Below are 17053 nucleotides of genomic sequence, written 5' to 3'. Positions count from 1 at the left end.
AATAAACTTCTTACGGCGGAGCTTTCTTTTTTTGAGGATTTTTTAACAAAGTATTATAAGTTGGGTTGGTGGGTTTTGGGTATTGGGTGTTAGGTATTGGGTTTGGGGTGTTGGGTGTTGCTTACTCGGATGTATTTTTTAATTTTCAGCTTATTTGACTTTTTAAGCAAAAAACAAAAAAAGACCTTCTTTCGAAAGCCTTTTTTGTGAGTTTTGTATGTTATTTTGAAATTACTTCTTTTTAGCAGCGTATTCTTTATTCAATAGCTCTAAAATTTCTTTAGTGATATCGTTTTCTTCTTTTCCATAATAAACAGTTCCTACATATTCGTTTTTCCCAAGAATGTAATCGTACCCATTTTTCTTTCCGTAGTCTTCTACGAATTTTTTCACGGTGCTTAGTAATGAATCATTCAAAGTTTGACTTTCACTAGAAATTGCTTTTTCTTCTAATTGATATTGTTGTTGCAACATTCCTTGTTTTTGTTGCAATTGTGTCATCAAAGCATCTTGTTTTGCCTTGCTCATTTTTGCCGCTTTGATTTGCGCATCTTTGACTTCCATTTGAAAAGAGCGTCCGATACTGTCATTCTTTTTTTGAAACTTTTCAATTTTACCTTTCATCAATTCTTCCAAATCTTTTTTCTCTTGGTATTCATTGACCAATTCTGTGTTGTCTACAAATCCAATTTTTGCAGGTTGCTGACAAGAATACAATCCTAAAGCTGCAACAGCTAAAACGATTAATTTTTTCATGTGTATGATTTTTTATTGTTTTTCTTATTTGTTTTTGAGAATTGACATATCAATATTTTATAACATGTTTTCTCTTGTATTTTTTGTTGCCGCAAAAATAGAAATAAAGTTTACATAACAAATCGTGATAATTGACTGATTTTTCTGAAAAAATCATATTATAATTAAAATTGATAATTTCTATTTTAACTATAATTTTTATCAATTAAAAAATGATTTATTAATGGCGTCTTTTAGATCATTTTTAAAAAATTACTATACAATATATGGTTTGAGTGGAAAATCGTGCTTAAAACGGCTTAAAATGCATTATTTTTCATTTTTTATAATGTAAATCAATGAAGAATACTCTGAACTTGTAATTGCTTTAAAATTGGATACAAATCCTCTATAAAATGCTTTTAGCGGATTCATCTTTCCTGTTTTGTGTTTTTCTGAAAGCAAACTCACATAATAAGCATCAAATTTCATTGGTAAGATTTTTACTACTTTCATTTGTTGCTTTTCAAAAAGTACTTTTATTGCTTTTTGAGAGAAATGCCATAAGTGTCTTGGTACATCATAAGCTGCCCAAAATTCTTTGTAATGTTTTGCATCATGAGAGTTGAAGTTTGGTACAGCAATAAAAATAGTTCCGTTGGGTTTTACAATTCTTTTCAATTCCGCTATTTGTTCCTCTAAGTTTGGAACATGTTCTAAAACATGCCACATGGTAACGGCATCAAAAGAATCGTCTTCAAGTGTAGAAAGCCAATCATTATTATGAATTTCAGTATTGGTTTTTTCGGAAGCAATTTTTCGTGCTTGAGCATCAGGTTCAACTCCGGCAATCTCCCATTTGTATTTTTGAGCCATTGCTAAAAAGTCTCCAGTTCCACAACCAATGTCCAACACTTTTTTTCCGTCACTTTTTGTATTCATGTCTACAAAAGACATTTTTTTAGAAAGCATGTATATGCGAACCCAATGGTATATTTTTTCAAAGAGATTTCTTTTGGCATCTGTATGCGAAATATAATCTTCACTTTCGTAATAGGAAGCGAGTTTATCCAAACTTGGTTGCGGTTCGGTTTTGTACATTTCTAAAACTTCATCAAAAACCAATTGGAATTTTTCACCAGAAACGGAATGATCTTTTACCGTAATGTTCTCCATTTTTATATTTGCTTTCTATTTTTATTAAAATGTTCCACGTGGAACAATACGTTTTTTTCTTTTTTAAAATTGAAGATTTTACTCAACTATTCTGAATCTTGTGATTTAGAGAATTCGAAATCAAAACTCATATCAAACTGATCGATATAATTATCAAAATTCATTTTTTTAAAAAAATCATGCATATTTTTATTTCTTGAATCAATATTGATAATATTATAATTTCCTGTCGGCAATCCTGAAAATAAAATTTCACCAAAAGTATTCCAATTATTTTCTTTTACGCCTAACCTATGAATTCTTTTTGTGATTTTGTGAAAAAGCAAATATGCGACTATTTCATTTTTATCAAAAACTGAAATTACGTTTAAACTGTTTTTGTATTTTTCTAAAAAATGATCTTGGTTTTCTATAGAAGGAAGATAGTTTTGTAACTGTGTGAAATTCTCAAAAGAAAAATCTGTGTCAACTTTAATTTTAAATTCAGATTGAATTTCTCTTTGCTTCCAATTGAATTTGTATAAATGATATTGGCGATCAATTTTAAAACCCACTTTTTGGTACGCTAAAATTGCACGTTCATTTTTTGTGATACATTCCAACGTACTTTTTTGAATTCCGTTTTCTTGTAAAACCGTAATTGCTTTCTCATACAATTTGGTCAACAAACCTTTTCTTCTGTATGAAGGAATAATTCCTGTAGATGCATTATAAGCAACTTTGGTCTCTCCATAAAAATTTATTGCATGAATGATAAAACCTACTAATTTTCCATCATCAAAAGCACCGAAAGAAAGTTTATAATCTACACCAGAAGCTGTCCAACGTTCATTGACATAATCTACGGTAAAATTGATCGGAACAAAGTAATCAGAAAACGCCAGATTCAATGTCGTTAAGATTTCTTGAATTGGCGTTTCTTGTAATGATTTTATTTCCATATTATAAAATGTTCCACGTGGAACACTCGAAATTTTATCTATTTAAATAAACCAACATCACACTAATATCACTTGGAGAAACACCACTAATTCGTGATGCTTGAGATAAATTTACAGGACGAATTTTAGCTAATTTTTGTCTGGCTTCCATAGAAAGATTTGTCAATCCTTCATACTTAAAATCTGCTGGGATTTTAACCCGTTCTAGATTGTTCAGTTTATCAGCATTGCTTTTTTCTTTATTGATATAACCTGCATATTTAACCTGAACTTCCGTTTGTTCTAAGACATCTTTTCCAAGTTCATGTTCTTGAATAAAGTTTTCTACAGAAGCTACTTTTCGCATATCTTCCATAGAGATATTTGGACGCGCAAAGATTTTAAACATCTTATCTTGCTGCTTAACTTTTGATGAGTTCTTTGCTTCTAAAACCGGATTTATCTCATCAGGTTTTACGCTGGTATCTTTAAAGAATTGAATAAACGCATCTGAATTTGTCTTCTTTTTTTCCATCGATCGCAAACGTTCGTCACTTGCCAAACCAAGTTTGTGACCAACAGGTGTTAATCTAAAATCAGCATTATCTTGACGAAGTAGCGTTCTGTATTCTGCACGCGAAGTAAACATTCGGTAAGGTTCTTCCGTTCCTTTTGTAATTAAGTCATCAATCAAAACTCCAATATAAGCTTCGTTTCTTTTTAGGATGAATTCTTCCTTTTCCTGAACTTTTAATGCAGCATTTATTCCTGCCATTAATCCCTGTGAAGCGGCTTCTTCGTAACCTGTGGTTCCGTTAATTTGTCCCGCAAAAAACAATCCTTCTACAAGTTTTGTTTCTAGCGTATGCTTTAATTGTGTTGGTGGAAAGTAATCATATTCGATTGCATATCCAGGTCTAAAAAACTTTACATTTTCAAAACCAGCCACCGAACGTAATGCTTTAAATTGAACATCTTCTGGAAGCGACGTCGAGAATCCATTTACATAAACTTCTACAGTATTCCAACCTTCTGGTTCAACAAAAAGTTGGTGACGATCTTTATCTGCAAAACGGTTGATTTTATCTTCTATAGAAGGACAATATCTTGGTCCGATAGATTGAATTCTTCCATTGAACATTGGCGATCTATCAAAACCTTCTCGCAGTAAGTTATGCACTTCTGGAGACGTGTATGTCATGTGACACGCACGCTGGTTTTCTAACGGTTTTGTTACTTTTAGATAGGAAAATTTATCTGGAACTTCATCACCTGGTTGAATTATCATTTTAGAATAGTCTAACGATCTTCCATCAACTCTTGGTGGCGTTCCTGTTTTCATTCTTCCTGATTCAAAACCAAGTTCGACTAATTCTTCTGTAATTCCTGTAGCAGCTCTTTCTCCTGCTCTACCACCACCGAAGTTTTTATCTCCAATATGAATCAATCCGTTTAAGAAAGTTCCGTTGGTTAAGACAACTGTTTTGGATCTTATTTCCAATCCTAAAGACGTTTTTACACCTTTTATTTCTTCATTTTCAATAATGAGACCACGCACCATTTCTTGATAAAAATCAAGGTTTTCAGTTCGTTCTAGCATTAAACGCCATTCTTCTGCAAAGCGCATTCGGTCGCTTTGTGCACGTGGTGACCACATGGCAGGACCTTTGGATTTGTTGAGCATTTTGAACTGAATCGCAGAGTTATCGGTAACTATTCCGCTATAACCACCAAGTGCATCAATTTCACGTACAATTTGCCCTTTAGCAATTCCTCCCATAGCGGGATTACAAGACATTTGCGCGATGTTTTGTAAGTTCATCGTAACAAGCAAAGTTTTGCTTCCCATATTTGCGGCGGCGGCGGCGGCTTCTGAACCTGCATGACCTGCACCAACAACGATTACATCATATTCCGTATTAAACATATCTTAACGATTATAATACTAATTCTATTTTCTTTAACAATTTATACAAGAGATTTACGATTGTTCCACGTGGAACATTTGGAGTTTTTCATTTTCTTTGGCAGTCATTTCAGCTTGATCTTCGTCGGTTTTGTCTTTGTAACCACAGTAATGTAATATTCCATGAATCATCACACGACGCAGTTCTTCTTCGAAGGAAACTTTAAAATCATTTGCATTGTCAGCAACACGTTCTACAGAGATAAAAATGTCTCCATGGAGTTGATTTCCTAGGGAATTGTCGAAACTAATGATATCAGTTAGTGTATCGTGATTTAAGAATTCTACATTTAGTTTATGCAGGTATTCATCATCACAAAAGATATAATTGATTTCTCCTTCTTTTCTGTTTTCTGAAGCAATTACGTTGCCAATCCATTGTTCAATTTGTGCTTCGTTTGGAAGTTCAAATTGTGTCTCATAATGAAAACTAATCATCCTTTTTTTTGAAATACTCTTGTACTTTCTTTTTGTAATTATTGCGCAAAGGTAATACTTGTCTGTTTAATATCTCAATTTGATTGAAATACTGTCGCACATCAGGAATTTTTTCGTTTGTAGTATTGTTGAAATCTTTCCGATTTGTAGAAGATTCTCGCTTGTTTTCTTTTTCTTGTTCGAAGGCAGCTTTGTCAAGTTTTTGTAATTGATATTTGAGTTCTATCATCTTTTTCATGGTTTCATCATTGAAACCTCTTTCTAGCAATTCAGTTTCCACTTGCTCCATTTGCTTGAGCAATTCTCTTGCTTGTGGATTGTTTATTTTTTCTCCGTATTTATCTTTTAATTGCTGTTCTAGTTGATTTCGCAACGCTTGTTGTTGCTTGTAAATGTCGTATAATTTTCCCGAAGCGTCTTCGTCTCCACTACCCGATCCGCCACCTTGCTGACCGTTTTCTCCGTCTTTACCATCTTTGCCGCCTTTGCCTTTTTCGCCTTCTTCTTTACCGCCTTCCTTGCCATCTTTACCATCTTTTCCTTGCCCTTCTTGCTTCTGCCCTTTCTTCATTTGCTTGTTGATTTCCTCTTGCGATTGAATGATGTCTGGCAATTGAAATCCTTTTCCTTGACCTTGATTTTGTCCGCTTTGTCCAACTCCTGATGTTCCTTGACCTTTTCCAGAACCCATACTTTGGTTCATGTTATCGAGCGCACCACTTAAGAAATCGGCCAATTTGTTGGTTGATGTCAACGCATATTGTTGTGCAGCAACGCCACGGTAGACATTGTTTTCTGCTAGAAGTTCCAACGATTTGTCTATATTAAAATAGATTTCCGTAATTTCCTTGTTGATTTCTTCAGAGATTGTTGGCTGACGTAATGACAATGCGAATAAACTATCATCGACATGTTCAAACATTTTTCGCAGTTCTTTTTGACGTTTTAATCGTGATGCATAGCTTGCATTTGTATTATCGATTTCTTCAAAGTTTTTCATTAAATTTTCTTCATCAAAAGAAAAAAGTAATAAGTTATCTAAGATTTGACGTAACATTTCAGCATCTTCTTGAATGCTTTGCTGTCCACTCATTTGCATCGCTGTTGCCATACTTTTGCTCATACGTTGCATTTTCTGCGCGGCTTTCTTTTGCTTTTGCTTGGCACTTTTTTGCTGTTCAGATTTTTGTTGCTCACTTTGCGATTCTTCACTTTTTTCAAGATCGTCCGTAGCTTCTTGTTGTTCTTGTTTGATGTCTTCTTCTTCGTCTTTTTTACGTTCCAAGTCTAATGGTTTTCTGAGTTCTTCATTTTCTTTGTCTAACTCATCCATTTGTTTTTGCAAGTCTTCAAATTTTTTGTTGAGTTCTTCTTGCTGTTCTTTCGTATTTTGATCGCCACTTTTCTTAGAAAGTTCTTCCTGCTCTTTAGCGAGTTCTTGCAGTTCTTTTTGAATTTTCTCTGCTTTTTTTGTTACATAATAACGCTTCGTTAATTCGAGAATTTGTTGCAGATTCTTTTTGCTATTTTGTTGTTGTTTTCCGAGTTCTTCAAGTTTTTCTTGGAGTTCTTCTTCGCTTATTTTTTCAGCAAGTTTTTTTAACTCCTCCATCAACTTTTCATTTTTTTCCAATTCTTTTTGCTGACGTTCTAGACGTTCTTTTAGCAATTCTTTGTCTTCATCATCTTTGGTTTCTTCTTTTTGGAAGTCTTCTAGATTTTCCTGAAGTTGCTTGGAGAATTTCTCCATCATTTGATCGTTTTGTTCTTGTCGTTGCAAGAATTTTTCTAGCTTTTTACGATCGTTGAAGTTCAATTCACTTTTTTCTTTTTGTTCTTTGGAGATTTTTTTGAGTTCATCTTGTTGCTTTTGAAGCTTCTCTAATGATTTGTCTAAGTCTTTGATCGTTTCATTTTGCTGTTGCAATTGCTCTGTTTCTAATTCAGTATCTGTGAGTTTGCGATAGTTGAATATTTCACTTTTAACGCTTTTTCCTCCACGCAATCCATCGTTGTCTGTAAGTTGAAAGTAGAATTCGTAATTGACACCTTTTGCCAATTGTAGATTTCCAGGAAATGTGTATTGAAATTGGTCAATGTTTGAAGCGCTAATAGGAATGTTTTCTTTTGTTTTTTTCGCTGCATTTTCCGCAGGATAGTATACCAATTGCAGACGTTTGAGTCCGTAATCATCCGAAACTTGCCCTAAGAAATACATGGTTCGTTGATCGACCGTATCACGTTTTGATTGCAAATCCATTTTTGGATATTCATCTTTGATAACATTGATATTAAAGCCTAAATTTTCATAGTTTTTAAGTTCTAAATTGCTTATACTTATTTGATAATCAAGTTTTTGAAATATTTTTTGTGCAAGTTTAAAATTGTTTGCTTCTTTAGTAAAAACATAAGTCGAATCTGTAGAAATTAGCTCTAATCGATTGGTTTGTTTTGCTTTTGCTTCCCAAGTAATGGTTGTTCCTTCAGGAATTGTCGCATTTCCTGTGCTTTTTAAAACCTCATCTTTCCGTTTGGTATATGCAGGATAATCTAAAATCATTTGAAAGTTGACCAATGACGGAACTTTTACGACGTTTAAAGTATATGGTTTTGACGTGACTTCATTCGCTTTGAGCGTAAAAGTTGTTGCCTCTTTTGGTTGTGAAAAGTTGTATTCAAACGTTCCAATGCCTTTATTATGTAAAAAATACGTTTCCTCTCCTAGCGAGATTTGTACTTCTTCTGGAATGACATCACCTAATGTTTGCACTTGCAGCTTGAATGCTTGATTTTCAATGGCTTGCAAAGTATCATTTACTACAATGAATTGAAATGGCGCTGGCGGTTCATACGCCGTTTTGTAATTTACTACACGTTCGTAACTACTACTGAATAAGGAACTGTTTCCAGAAATCCACACAAATAGTACGATTGCCAATGGTAAGATGGCATATTTTGCGTATTTGATGTTTTTCTTAAAATTTATCGCTACTTGAAACGGAATGGGTTGTAGTTCTCGCGATTTTTGTTCGATACTTGCCAATAACAATTCAGATTCCTGAGACGTTTCAGACAATTGCAACACGTTCAATAGTTTATCGTTTACTTCTGGGAAGTGATTTCCGATAATGGTAGACGCTTCTTTGAAACTGATTCCTTTTTGTAGTTTAAACAATTTTGTGAATGGTAGCACGATAAATTTCGCGAAAAGCGCTAACTCAACCGCAATAAAAATCCAGAATAACGCTGTTCTTGCGCCTGTACTTAGCCATAGAAAATGTTCCACCAACAAGGTGATTATAAAGTATAAGAGTCCGATACTAAAGAATAGAATGGCTCCTTTGATGAGCTCGTTTGTGTAGTATTTGGTCACAAACTGCCCTAATTTTTTTTGTATTTGCTCGTATGCATTCATCATATAACTGATAAAAATAACATATTTACGCAATTAATAGTATATGAGACTTGTTAAAGATTGTGTAAGATTTTACAAAAAGTTACTACTAAGCACTCAGAAACAAGCCAATTATGAAAAATTTATATACAATTATTGCTATTTTGAGTTCAGGAATTTTGTTTGCACAGAGTCCGTGGACACAAGAAAAAGGAAAATTTTACACACAACTTTCGTTCACTACAATTGCCAATTATGACGAAGTTTTTGGCGATCCTGAGTATCAAACCGATCGAGAAATTACCGACAATACACTACAATTGTATGGCGAATATGGAATTTCCTCTAAAACGACTTTAATTGTAAATCTTCCTATTAAAATGATTCAAACCGGCGATGCTGTCAATGGAACTGCGTTTATTACGGAAGATTCGAAAACAGCTTTTGGAAATGTTTCTGTAGGATTGAAGCATAATTTTTACCATAAGAAATGGTTGATTTCCGGACAGTTGAATGTGGAAGCGAATACTGGAACTTTTGAAACTGCTTCGGGAATTAGAACCGGACAAGACGCGTGGACATTGACACCAACGGTGAATATTGGGCGTAGTTTTGACAAGTTTTATGTGCAAGCTTTTACAGGAATTGACTTGAAAACGAACGATTATAGCAATAATTTTAAGATTGGTGGCGAAATTGGCACAAAAGTACATTCAAAAATTTGGCTGATTGGTTTTGTGGATATTGTGAGTTCTTTTAATGATGGCGATGTGAATCTTCCTTTGTCAAATCAAGCGACAGCTTTATACGTAAACAATCAAGAATATGGTGCTTTTGGTTTGAAAGCTGTGGGAGAAATTACTAATTCTTTTGGTGGCGTTTTGAGTTTTGGCGGTGCATTTTCTGGAAACAATGTAGCGAAGCAAGCGGCGTTGACTGTTGGTTTGTACAAGCGGTTTTAAAAGTGTATTTTCTTTTTTTAGAGATTCTTGAGGCTTCAATTCCATAAAAAAGTAGTATTTTTAAGAACCTTGAATCTAGATGTTGATTTATGAAAGACTTGAAATATTTAGCTGCTTTTTCTACACCTTTGGTTGCTATGTTAGCGTTATATTTGGAAGGTTATTATACCTTTTTGACGCCTTTGTATGCCTTTGGAATGATTCCGGTAATGGAATTGATTTTTTCACAAAGCACCAAAAATTTATCAGAGCAAGAAGTAGAAGAAAAAGCCGTAAACCCAATTTTTGATTGGTTATTATATTTGAATCTTCCCGTAGTTTTTGGACTCTTACTAATTACATTGTGGAATGTTTCCACAGGAATGTATGAAACCTACGAATTGGTCGGACTCATCTTTTCTACAGGAATCGTTTTAGGTTCTAACGGAATCAACGTAGCGCACGAACTTGGTCACCGAAAAACACAATATGAGCAAATTATGGCAAAATTGTTATTGTGGCCATCTTTATACATGCACTTTTTTGTAGAACATAATTTTGGACATCATTTACACGCCGCCACAAAAGAAGATCCTGCAACTGCAAGATACAATCAAGTTGTATATTCTTTCTGGTTTACCTCAACAATTCGACAATATATAAACGCGTGGAAAATTCAAAAAAATCTACGACAACGCGGAAACTTTTCTTTCTTTTCGTTTAAAAATAACATGTTTTGGTTTACGCTGCTGCAGATAGGTTACTTAGCGAGTATTTTCTATTTTCTAGGAACATTGGCGTTTGTATTTGCGCTCGCAAGTGCTGTGGTAAGCTTTTTACTTTTAGAAACCATTAATTATATAGAACACTACGGATTGCTCAGAAAAAAACTAGCTTCTGGGCGTTACGAACGTGTACGCGAAATTCACTCTTGGAATTCCAATCACACTATTGGGCGCATTGTTTTGTACGAACTCACACGTCATAGCGATCATCATTACAAAGCTTCTAAAAAGTATCAATTGCTTGATTGTCACGAGAAAAGTCCGCAAATGCCTTTTGGTTATCCAACCTCAATGGTATTAGCACTGATTCCTCCTTTATGGTTTAAAGTGATGAATAAACGCATACCAAGTGAAATGATTTCCTAAGTGTTTTTCCTGTAAGGTTTAAGGTTTTTCAATATTTTCCTAAGGCAAAACACGCTTCCAAACTCGGTGCTTTGCTTCTACCCTATTGTTTCATACTGGCGCATCTTTGCCTTGAAACTAAATAATAGAAACTTAAACATTTTACATTATGAAAAACATGATTACTTTATGTTTACTCTTCGTTTGCGGAGTAAGCTTTGGACAGTTCTGTGAAGATTTTAACGATCAGAATATCTCAAATTGGAATGGCGTTGCTGCCGGAGCAAGTACTGTTGACAGTCCTGGTCCTAGCGGAAATGCTGACGACTTTTTTCTACATTCTTATGATGCCTCAGGTTCATCATACATTTACAACGACGTAGATTATGGTGGCGATTGGCGCGAATACGACGGACAATGTCTGTGTTGGGATTTTAAAGTTATTAATGATGGAAACTTAGGAGAACCATTATCTCCAAGATTAATCATTTATAGCGGATCGCCAACAAGTCCAACAGCAACTGCAACTTTTGTAGCCAATGTATCAATCTCAGAAGGTGAAGGTTGGGTACATGTATGTGCACCAATTGAAACATGTGAAGGCACCGATTTACCTTCTAACGCCAACGGACAATGGGTAATGTCTGCCGGATCTGAGTGTACCGATTGGAACACGTTACTAAGCAATATTAGTGGAATTCGTTTTTACCTAGATTTAACTTCGTATCCAATTGAAGAATATGGTTATGACAATATTTGTATTCAAGATTGTGACATTCAAGGTGGCGAACCAAATAATGAAGGCGCTTTTTGCTGTGAAGGAGACAACTTAGTAGAAAACGGAAACTTTGAAAATGGTACAAACGGATTTGGTAGCGATTACACTGAAGATGCAAGTTTATATCCTGGAGCCTATCATGTTTCCGACGATGCAAGTATTTTTGGAACAACCGTAACAGATCATTCTGCATGTATTGACCCTGAGCAATATGCAGACAACAAAAACTTCTTATTAGTGAATGGAAGAACAACACAACCTTCAGGAACAACAAGTGTTATTTGGGAACAAAGTGTACAAATTGATCCTGAGAAAAATTACAAATTCTGTGCAAACTTTAAAGATTTGCCACAATGTACCTTCAACATCAAACCAGAAATTCGTTTAGAAGTAAATGGTCAATTATTTGATTGGATTACGATTAACACAAACAGTGACGATCCTTGTGACTGGCAACAAATTTCAGAATGTTTTGAGGGAGAAAATGATGTATTAGACATTAAAATTCACTTAAAAGAAGATGGTTTGGGCGATGGAAACGATTTAGCTATTGATGATATTTCATTACAAGCAAAACTAGATCAAAACTTAAGCATTAGTGTATTACACCAAGGAAATCCACAACAATTAACAGGTTCAATCAATAGTATTGATACCACAGACGATGTGCTAGCTGTTGGAGATGTTTGTACAGAACAAAATGGTGGATATCAGTATAATTGGTTTGTATACGAATTGGCAAATTATCCACTAACACAACCTATTGATTTTGTAAATATGGCACCAGATTCATTTGCGTGGTCAAGTAATATTGGCGGATTTAACAATCAATTGCCAACTTCTGCAAATCCAGTTTGGGGATTAACGACGACGTTTCCTAATTACAACTTTGAGCACAACAAATTATACGTGATAGGATTGTACGTTCCTTCTTGTTGTGATAGTTGTTATGATGAAGCTTGGTCGTACCAAATCACATTGAGTAGTGAAAGCGATGTGCCACCAACAATGAATGTATTTACCGAAGAAGTAAAAGATCATATCCGTTCATTATTAGTAATGGGAGAAGCAAACAACGGAACCTTAGGTAGAGAAGATAACGAACTTATCAATTTTACCATGTTTCCAAATCCAACCTCAGATGTGTTACGATTTAATAGTGACGAACCTATCGTTGCTTATAAAATAACTGATATCTCAGGAAAATTAATACAAAGTAAAGCGATTGAAGTTTCCGAAATTGATGTTTCACAATTAAGCAATAATATGTATTTCTTAACCGTAACTACAGCATCAGGAATTAATCACACAGAAAAATTTATCAAAAAGTAGCATTTTTTCTCAACTTACTGATTATCGAAACCCTCAAAATTAAAACATTGAGGGTTTCTCTTTTGCTAAATAATCGGATTGAACATGGAGTAATTTTAAAGGAAAAATAATAGTACATTTGCATTTTATAACCACATACAATTATTATCTATGACTAAAAAAGTTCGTGTTCGTTTTGCACCAAGTCCAACAGGACCATTACACATTGGAGGCGTTAGAACTGCCTTATTTAATTATCTATTTGCCAAAAAACATGGTGGCGATTTTGTATTGCGTATTGAAGATACAGATCAAAACCGATTTGTAGAAGGTGCAGAACAATATATCATAGAAGCATTGGAATGGTGTGGAATTCCGTTTGACGAAGGAATTGGAAAAGATGGTGGTTTTGGTCCATACCGACAAAGTGAGCGCAAACATTTATACAAACAATATGCTGATTTTTTAATTGACAAAGGACACGCATATTACGCTTTTGATACTGCGGAAACTTTGGATGCGCATCGTAAAGATCATGAAGCAAAAGGAAAAACGTTTATCTATAATTGGCACAATCGTTTAAAATTGACGAACTCTTTATCGCTTTCGGCGGAAGAAGTTTCTGCAAAGTTAAATGCTGGTGAACCGTACGTGATTCGTTACAAATCGCCACAAGATGAAACTTTACATTTAAAAGATATAGTTCGTGGAGATGTAGAAATAGACACCAATATTTTAGATGATAAAGTATTGTACAAAAGTGACGGAATGCCAACCTATCACCTAGCCAATATTGTAGACGATCATTTGATGGAAATAACGCATGTAATTCGCGGAGAAGAATGGTTGCCTTCGTTAGCATTGCATTATTTATTGTACCGTTCGTTTGAATGGGAAGCACCGCAATTTGCACATTTACCACTCATTCTAAAACCTACAGGAAAAGGAAAACTAGGAAAGCGTGATGGTGCAAAATTTGGTTTTCCTGTGTTTCCATTAGAATGGAAAGATCCGAAAACAGGCGAATTGTTTGCTGGTTTTCGTGAAGATGGATATTTTGAAGACGCTTTGGTAAACTTCTTAGCATTCTTAGGATGGAATCCTGGAACAGAACAAGAAATTTTTAGTTTGCACGAATTGATTGAAGCATTTGATTTAGAGCGAATCAATAAAGCTGGTGCTCGTTTTGATAATGACAAAATGAAGTGGTTTAACCAACAATACATGCAGCAAAAAACGGATAGAATTTTGGCTGTCGATTTCCAGCAAAGTCGTGAAGAATTAAAAGATATTGATATCAATTATATTGAAATGGTTGTTGGATTGATAAAAGAAAGAGCAACATTTGTTAGCGATTTTTGGAATTTGAGTCATTATTTCTTTGTAGCACCGCAAGAATATGATGCAAAAGCTTCTAAAAAAGCATTTAAAGAAGGTACTGCAGACATTTTGAAGCAATTGCTAGACATCATCAAACCTATTGGTGATTTTACAGCAACCAATCTTCAAACAGATATTAAAGCATGGATTACCAACAATGAAATTGGTTTTGGAAAAGTGATGCAACCATTGCGATTGTCTTTAGTAGGAGCTTTGCAAGGACCAGATGTTTTTGAAATTATGTTTATGATCGGAAAACAAGAAACCATCAAACGTATTCAGAAGGTTATGGAGCGTTTGTAGAATATACATTTCGACTCCGCTCAATGTACTGTAGATTCGACTTTTCTCAATATACTTTTGAGTTGAAATATAAAGTAAAAAGCTCGCTGATTGGCGAGCTTTTTTAGTGTTACTTACAAATAGAAGGTGGCTAAAACACTCAACTGTTCTATAGTTCCTTTTAGTTTGTTGTTGTTCACTGTCAGTTTACTTAAAACGTTGGAAAATCCATATTCGTATTGAAGCGATATTTTAAATGATTGAAATCCTGTAGAAATTCCCACAATTCCCATCAAATTTAAACGAGAAGTTTGGCGCGCTTCATTAGCCGTAAACGTGTCATAACCTTGCAAGATATAATCACTGTACTTCCCTTCTACTTCAAACTTATCTGAAAATTGTAAGGCAGGTCCAAATTCGAAACTTAAATGTTTTTCAATAATTTTATAACTTCCTAACACACCAATTTTTGCCGCTAATAGTTGAAACGGAATTTCCTCGTTGGCAGATAACAGCGTTTCACGCCCAAGAATGTTTACTTCATGTCTATTCAGAAATAAAAAATACACCATATCAAAATGTTTGGCGACAGTTCCACGTGTAGATAATCCTGCTTGAAACCCTGTAGATTTGGTCGTTGTAAGATCGTCTGTGCGAATATCAAATTGGTGAATTCCTGCTGAAATCCCAAAGCGATTGTAATCGTTGTAACGACTTTGTGAAAAAGAATTTGTAACAAAAAGTAGTGTTATAGCTACTAATAGTAGGAAAAGGAATTTATGCATTTGGGATAAACTTTAGATTAAGTTTTCAAAAGTATCCTTTTTTACACAAAAAAAAATTATTTTTATATACTAACATTTAATACATACAAATTATGCCTTTCAGTCCATTTTACATTGTTTTAGGCGTTATAGCATTGTTCATATTGCTATCATCGTTTTTTATCGTAAAACAACAAACAGCTGCTATTATTGAACGTTTCGGACGCTTTCAAAGTATTCGTCACTCAGGATTACAGATGAAAATTCCTTTAGTTGATAGAATTGCTGGAAAACTCAGTTTAAAAATTCAACAATTAGACGTTATTATCGAGACAAAAACATTAGATGATGTATTTGTTCGCTTAAAAGTTTCTGTTCAATACAAAGTTATTAAAGACAAAGTATACGATGCTTTTTATAAGTTAGATTATCCACACGATCAAATTACTTCGTATGTATTTGACGTAGTTCGTGCCGAAGTGCCAAAAATGAAATTGGATGATGTATTCGTAAAGAAAGACGATATTGCCATTGCTGTAAAAACGGAATTGAATGATGCCATGATGGAATATGGTTATGATATCATTAAAACCTTAGTAACTGATATTGATCCTGATGCACAAGTAAAAGCGGCAATGAACCGTATTAACGCGGCAGATAGAGAAAAAACTGCTGCACAATATGAAGGTGATGCACAACGTATTTTAATCGTTGAAAAAGCAAAAGCGGAAGCAGAAAGCAAGCGTTTACAAGGACAAGGTATTGCCGATCAGCGTCGTGAAATTGCACGTGGTTTGGAAGAATCTGTAGAAGTGTTAAACAAAGTTGGAATCAACTCGCAAGAAGCTTCTGCCCTTATCGTTGTAACACAACATTATGATACCTTACAAGCCATTGGTCAGGAAACCAATAGTAATTTAATTTTATTGCCAAATTCGCCACAAGCCGGAAGTAACATGTTAAATGACATGGTTGCTAGTTTTACCGCAAGTAATCAAATTGGTGAAGCAATGAAAAGAACAAAAAATACGAAAAAGGGAGATTTGTAAAATAATCTCTATTCGAAAACCCGAAGCATAAAGTTTCGGGTTTTTTCATTTAAATAATGTATCAATTTAAACACTCCATCACGATGAAAAAAATCACTTTCCTCCTATTTATATTTTGTGCTACACACGTATTTTCACAGAATATGGAAACACTCAAAAAAGAAGCCATGCGCGACGCTCAGGCCGCTTGTAATGCTACGTTAAAAGAAGACTTTAAAACCTTACTTACGTTTACACATCCAAATATTTTAAAAGCTGCTGGCGGTGCAGAAATCATGGAGGAATATTTAAAATCTACTTTTAATCAAATGAAAGCAGATGGTTTTGCTTATGAAGTTGCCGAAACAAAAGCGGTATCAGATGTTGTAAAAGAACAAAACGAATACCGTTGTTATGTAGAAAATTATAATGTAATGCGAATGAAAGATAAGCGTATTACTTCTACAAGTTATATGCTCGGAATGTATGATGAGAAAGCTAAGAAATGGACATTTGTAGAAGCAAAAGAAATGAAAAGTTCGGGTTCAATCATTGCGTATTTCCCTGATTTTAAAACTTCTTTAGAAATTCCAGAGAATACCATGAAAATGGAAGATATTAAGGAATAAATTATAGGTGATGTTCAACCGAATCTGATGTAGAATTTTATTAGTAAAAAATCTGATTGGGTTGAGCATATTTTTATATGTTTTATTGAAAAACTTAATATTATTGTATTCCTTTTTAGCTGAAAACGTGTCAAAAAAATTCTTAACTATTCAAAAAGGATTTTAATCTATCATTACTTCA

General features: G+C 34.3%; 13 protein-coding genes. 6 read left to right on the top strand and 7 right to left on the bottom strand.

Annotated features, from left to right (window positions below; all coding sequences use genetic code 11):
• Positions 1-231: 231 nt before the first annotated feature.
• From KAOT1_RS15950 to KAOT1_RS15925, 6 genes are all read right to left on the bottom strand, one after another.
• On the bottom strand, positions 232-756 hold the full coding sequence (locus tag KAOT1_RS15950; RefSeq protein ID WP_007095894.1) for an OmpH family outer membrane protein: 525 nt from the start codon (positions 754-756) through the stop codon (positions 232-234).
• Between the two features lie 309 nt (positions 757-1065).
• The gene (locus KAOT1_RS15945; RefSeq protein WP_007095893.1) at positions 1066-1911 is read right to left on the bottom strand and encodes a class I SAM-dependent methyltransferase; all 846 of its coding nucleotides are present in this window, start codon (positions 1909-1911) and stop codon (positions 1066-1068) included.
• An 86-nt stretch (positions 1912-1997) separates the two neighbouring features.
• A complete protein-coding gene (locus tag KAOT1_RS15940; RefSeq protein WP_007095892.1) occupies positions 1998-2852 on the bottom strand; it encodes a GNAT family N-acetyltransferase in 855 nt (284 codons plus the stop codon).
• 34 nt (positions 2853-2886) lie between these two features.
• A complete protein-coding gene (gene mnmG, locus KAOT1_RS15935) occupies positions 2887-4758 on the bottom strand; it encodes a tRNA uridine-5-carboxymethylaminomethyl(34) synthesis enzyme MnmG (RefSeq protein ID WP_007095891.1) in 1872 nt (623 codons plus the stop codon).
• 54 nt (positions 4759-4812) lie between these two features.
• Positions 4813-5235, bottom strand: a complete 423-nt coding sequence (gene ybeY / locus KAOT1_RS15930; protein WP_007095890.1) for an rRNA maturation RNase YbeY — start codon at positions 5233-5235, stop codon at positions 4813-4815.
• The gene (locus KAOT1_RS15925) at positions 5228-8653 is read right to left on the bottom strand and encodes a DUF4175 family protein (RefSeq protein ID WP_007095889.1); all 3426 of its coding nucleotides are present in this window, start codon (positions 8651-8653) and stop codon (positions 5228-5230) included. The genes ybeY and KAOT1_RS15925 overlap by 8 nt, the downstream gene beginning before the upstream one ends.
• A 110-nt stretch (positions 8654-8763) precedes the next feature.
• Between KAOT1_RS15925 and KAOT1_RS15920 the strand changes: the two genes are divergently transcribed.
• The 4 genes from KAOT1_RS15920 (at position 8764) to gltX (ending at position 14472) form a co-directional block, all read left to right on the top strand.
• Complete coding sequence (locus KAOT1_RS15920) at positions 8764-9591, top strand: hypothetical protein (RefSeq protein ID WP_007095888.1); 828 nt, start codon at positions 8764-8766, stop codon at positions 9589-9591.
• 89 nt (positions 9592-9680) lie between these two features.
• The gene (locus KAOT1_RS15915) at positions 9681-10721 is read left to right on the top strand and encodes an alkane 1-monooxygenase (protein ID WP_007095887.1); all 1041 of its coding nucleotides are present in this window, start codon (positions 9681-9683) and stop codon (positions 10719-10721) included.
• Between the two features lie 148 nt (positions 10722-10869).
• Positions 10870-12810, top strand: a complete 1941-nt coding sequence (locus tag KAOT1_RS15910) for a T9SS type A sorting domain-containing protein (protein ID WP_007095886.1) — start codon at positions 10870-10872, stop codon at positions 12808-12810.
• Between the two features lie 150 nt (positions 12811-12960).
• On the top strand, positions 12961-14472 hold the full coding sequence (gene gltX, locus KAOT1_RS15905) for a glutamate--tRNA ligase (protein ID WP_007095885.1): 1512 nt from the start codon (positions 12961-12963) through the stop codon (positions 14470-14472).
• Positions 14473-14585: 113 nt separating this feature from the next.
• On the opposite strand, the gene KAOT1_RS15900 is transcribed toward gltX, so the two are convergent.
• The gene (locus KAOT1_RS15900; protein ID WP_007095884.1) at positions 14586-15236 is read right to left on the bottom strand and encodes an outer membrane beta-barrel protein; all 651 of its coding nucleotides are present in this window, start codon (positions 15234-15236) and stop codon (positions 14586-14588) included.
• A gap of 92 nt (positions 15237-15328) precedes the next feature.
• Here KAOT1_RS15900 and KAOT1_RS15895 point away from each other — a divergent pair, with 92 nt between their 5' ends.
• On the top strand, positions 15329-16264 hold the full coding sequence (locus KAOT1_RS15895; protein ID WP_007095883.1) for an SPFH domain-containing protein: 936 nt from the start codon (positions 15329-15331) through the stop codon (positions 16262-16264).
• An 83-nt stretch (positions 16265-16347) separates the two neighbouring features.
• Entirely contained in the window at positions 16348-16872 is a 525-nt protein-coding gene (locus tag KAOT1_RS15890; RefSeq protein ID WP_007095882.1) for a hypothetical protein, read from the top strand.
• Positions 16873-17053 lie beyond the last annotated feature (181 nt).

This window comes from Kordia algicida OT-1 (assembly GCF_000154725.1).
Lineage (GTDB): Bacteria > Bacteroidota > Bacteroidia > Flavobacteriales > Flavobacteriaceae > Kordia > Kordia algicida.
The sequence above is the reverse complement of the archived record's forward strand: the minus strand, read 5'-3'. Positions and strand labels throughout refer to the sequence as shown.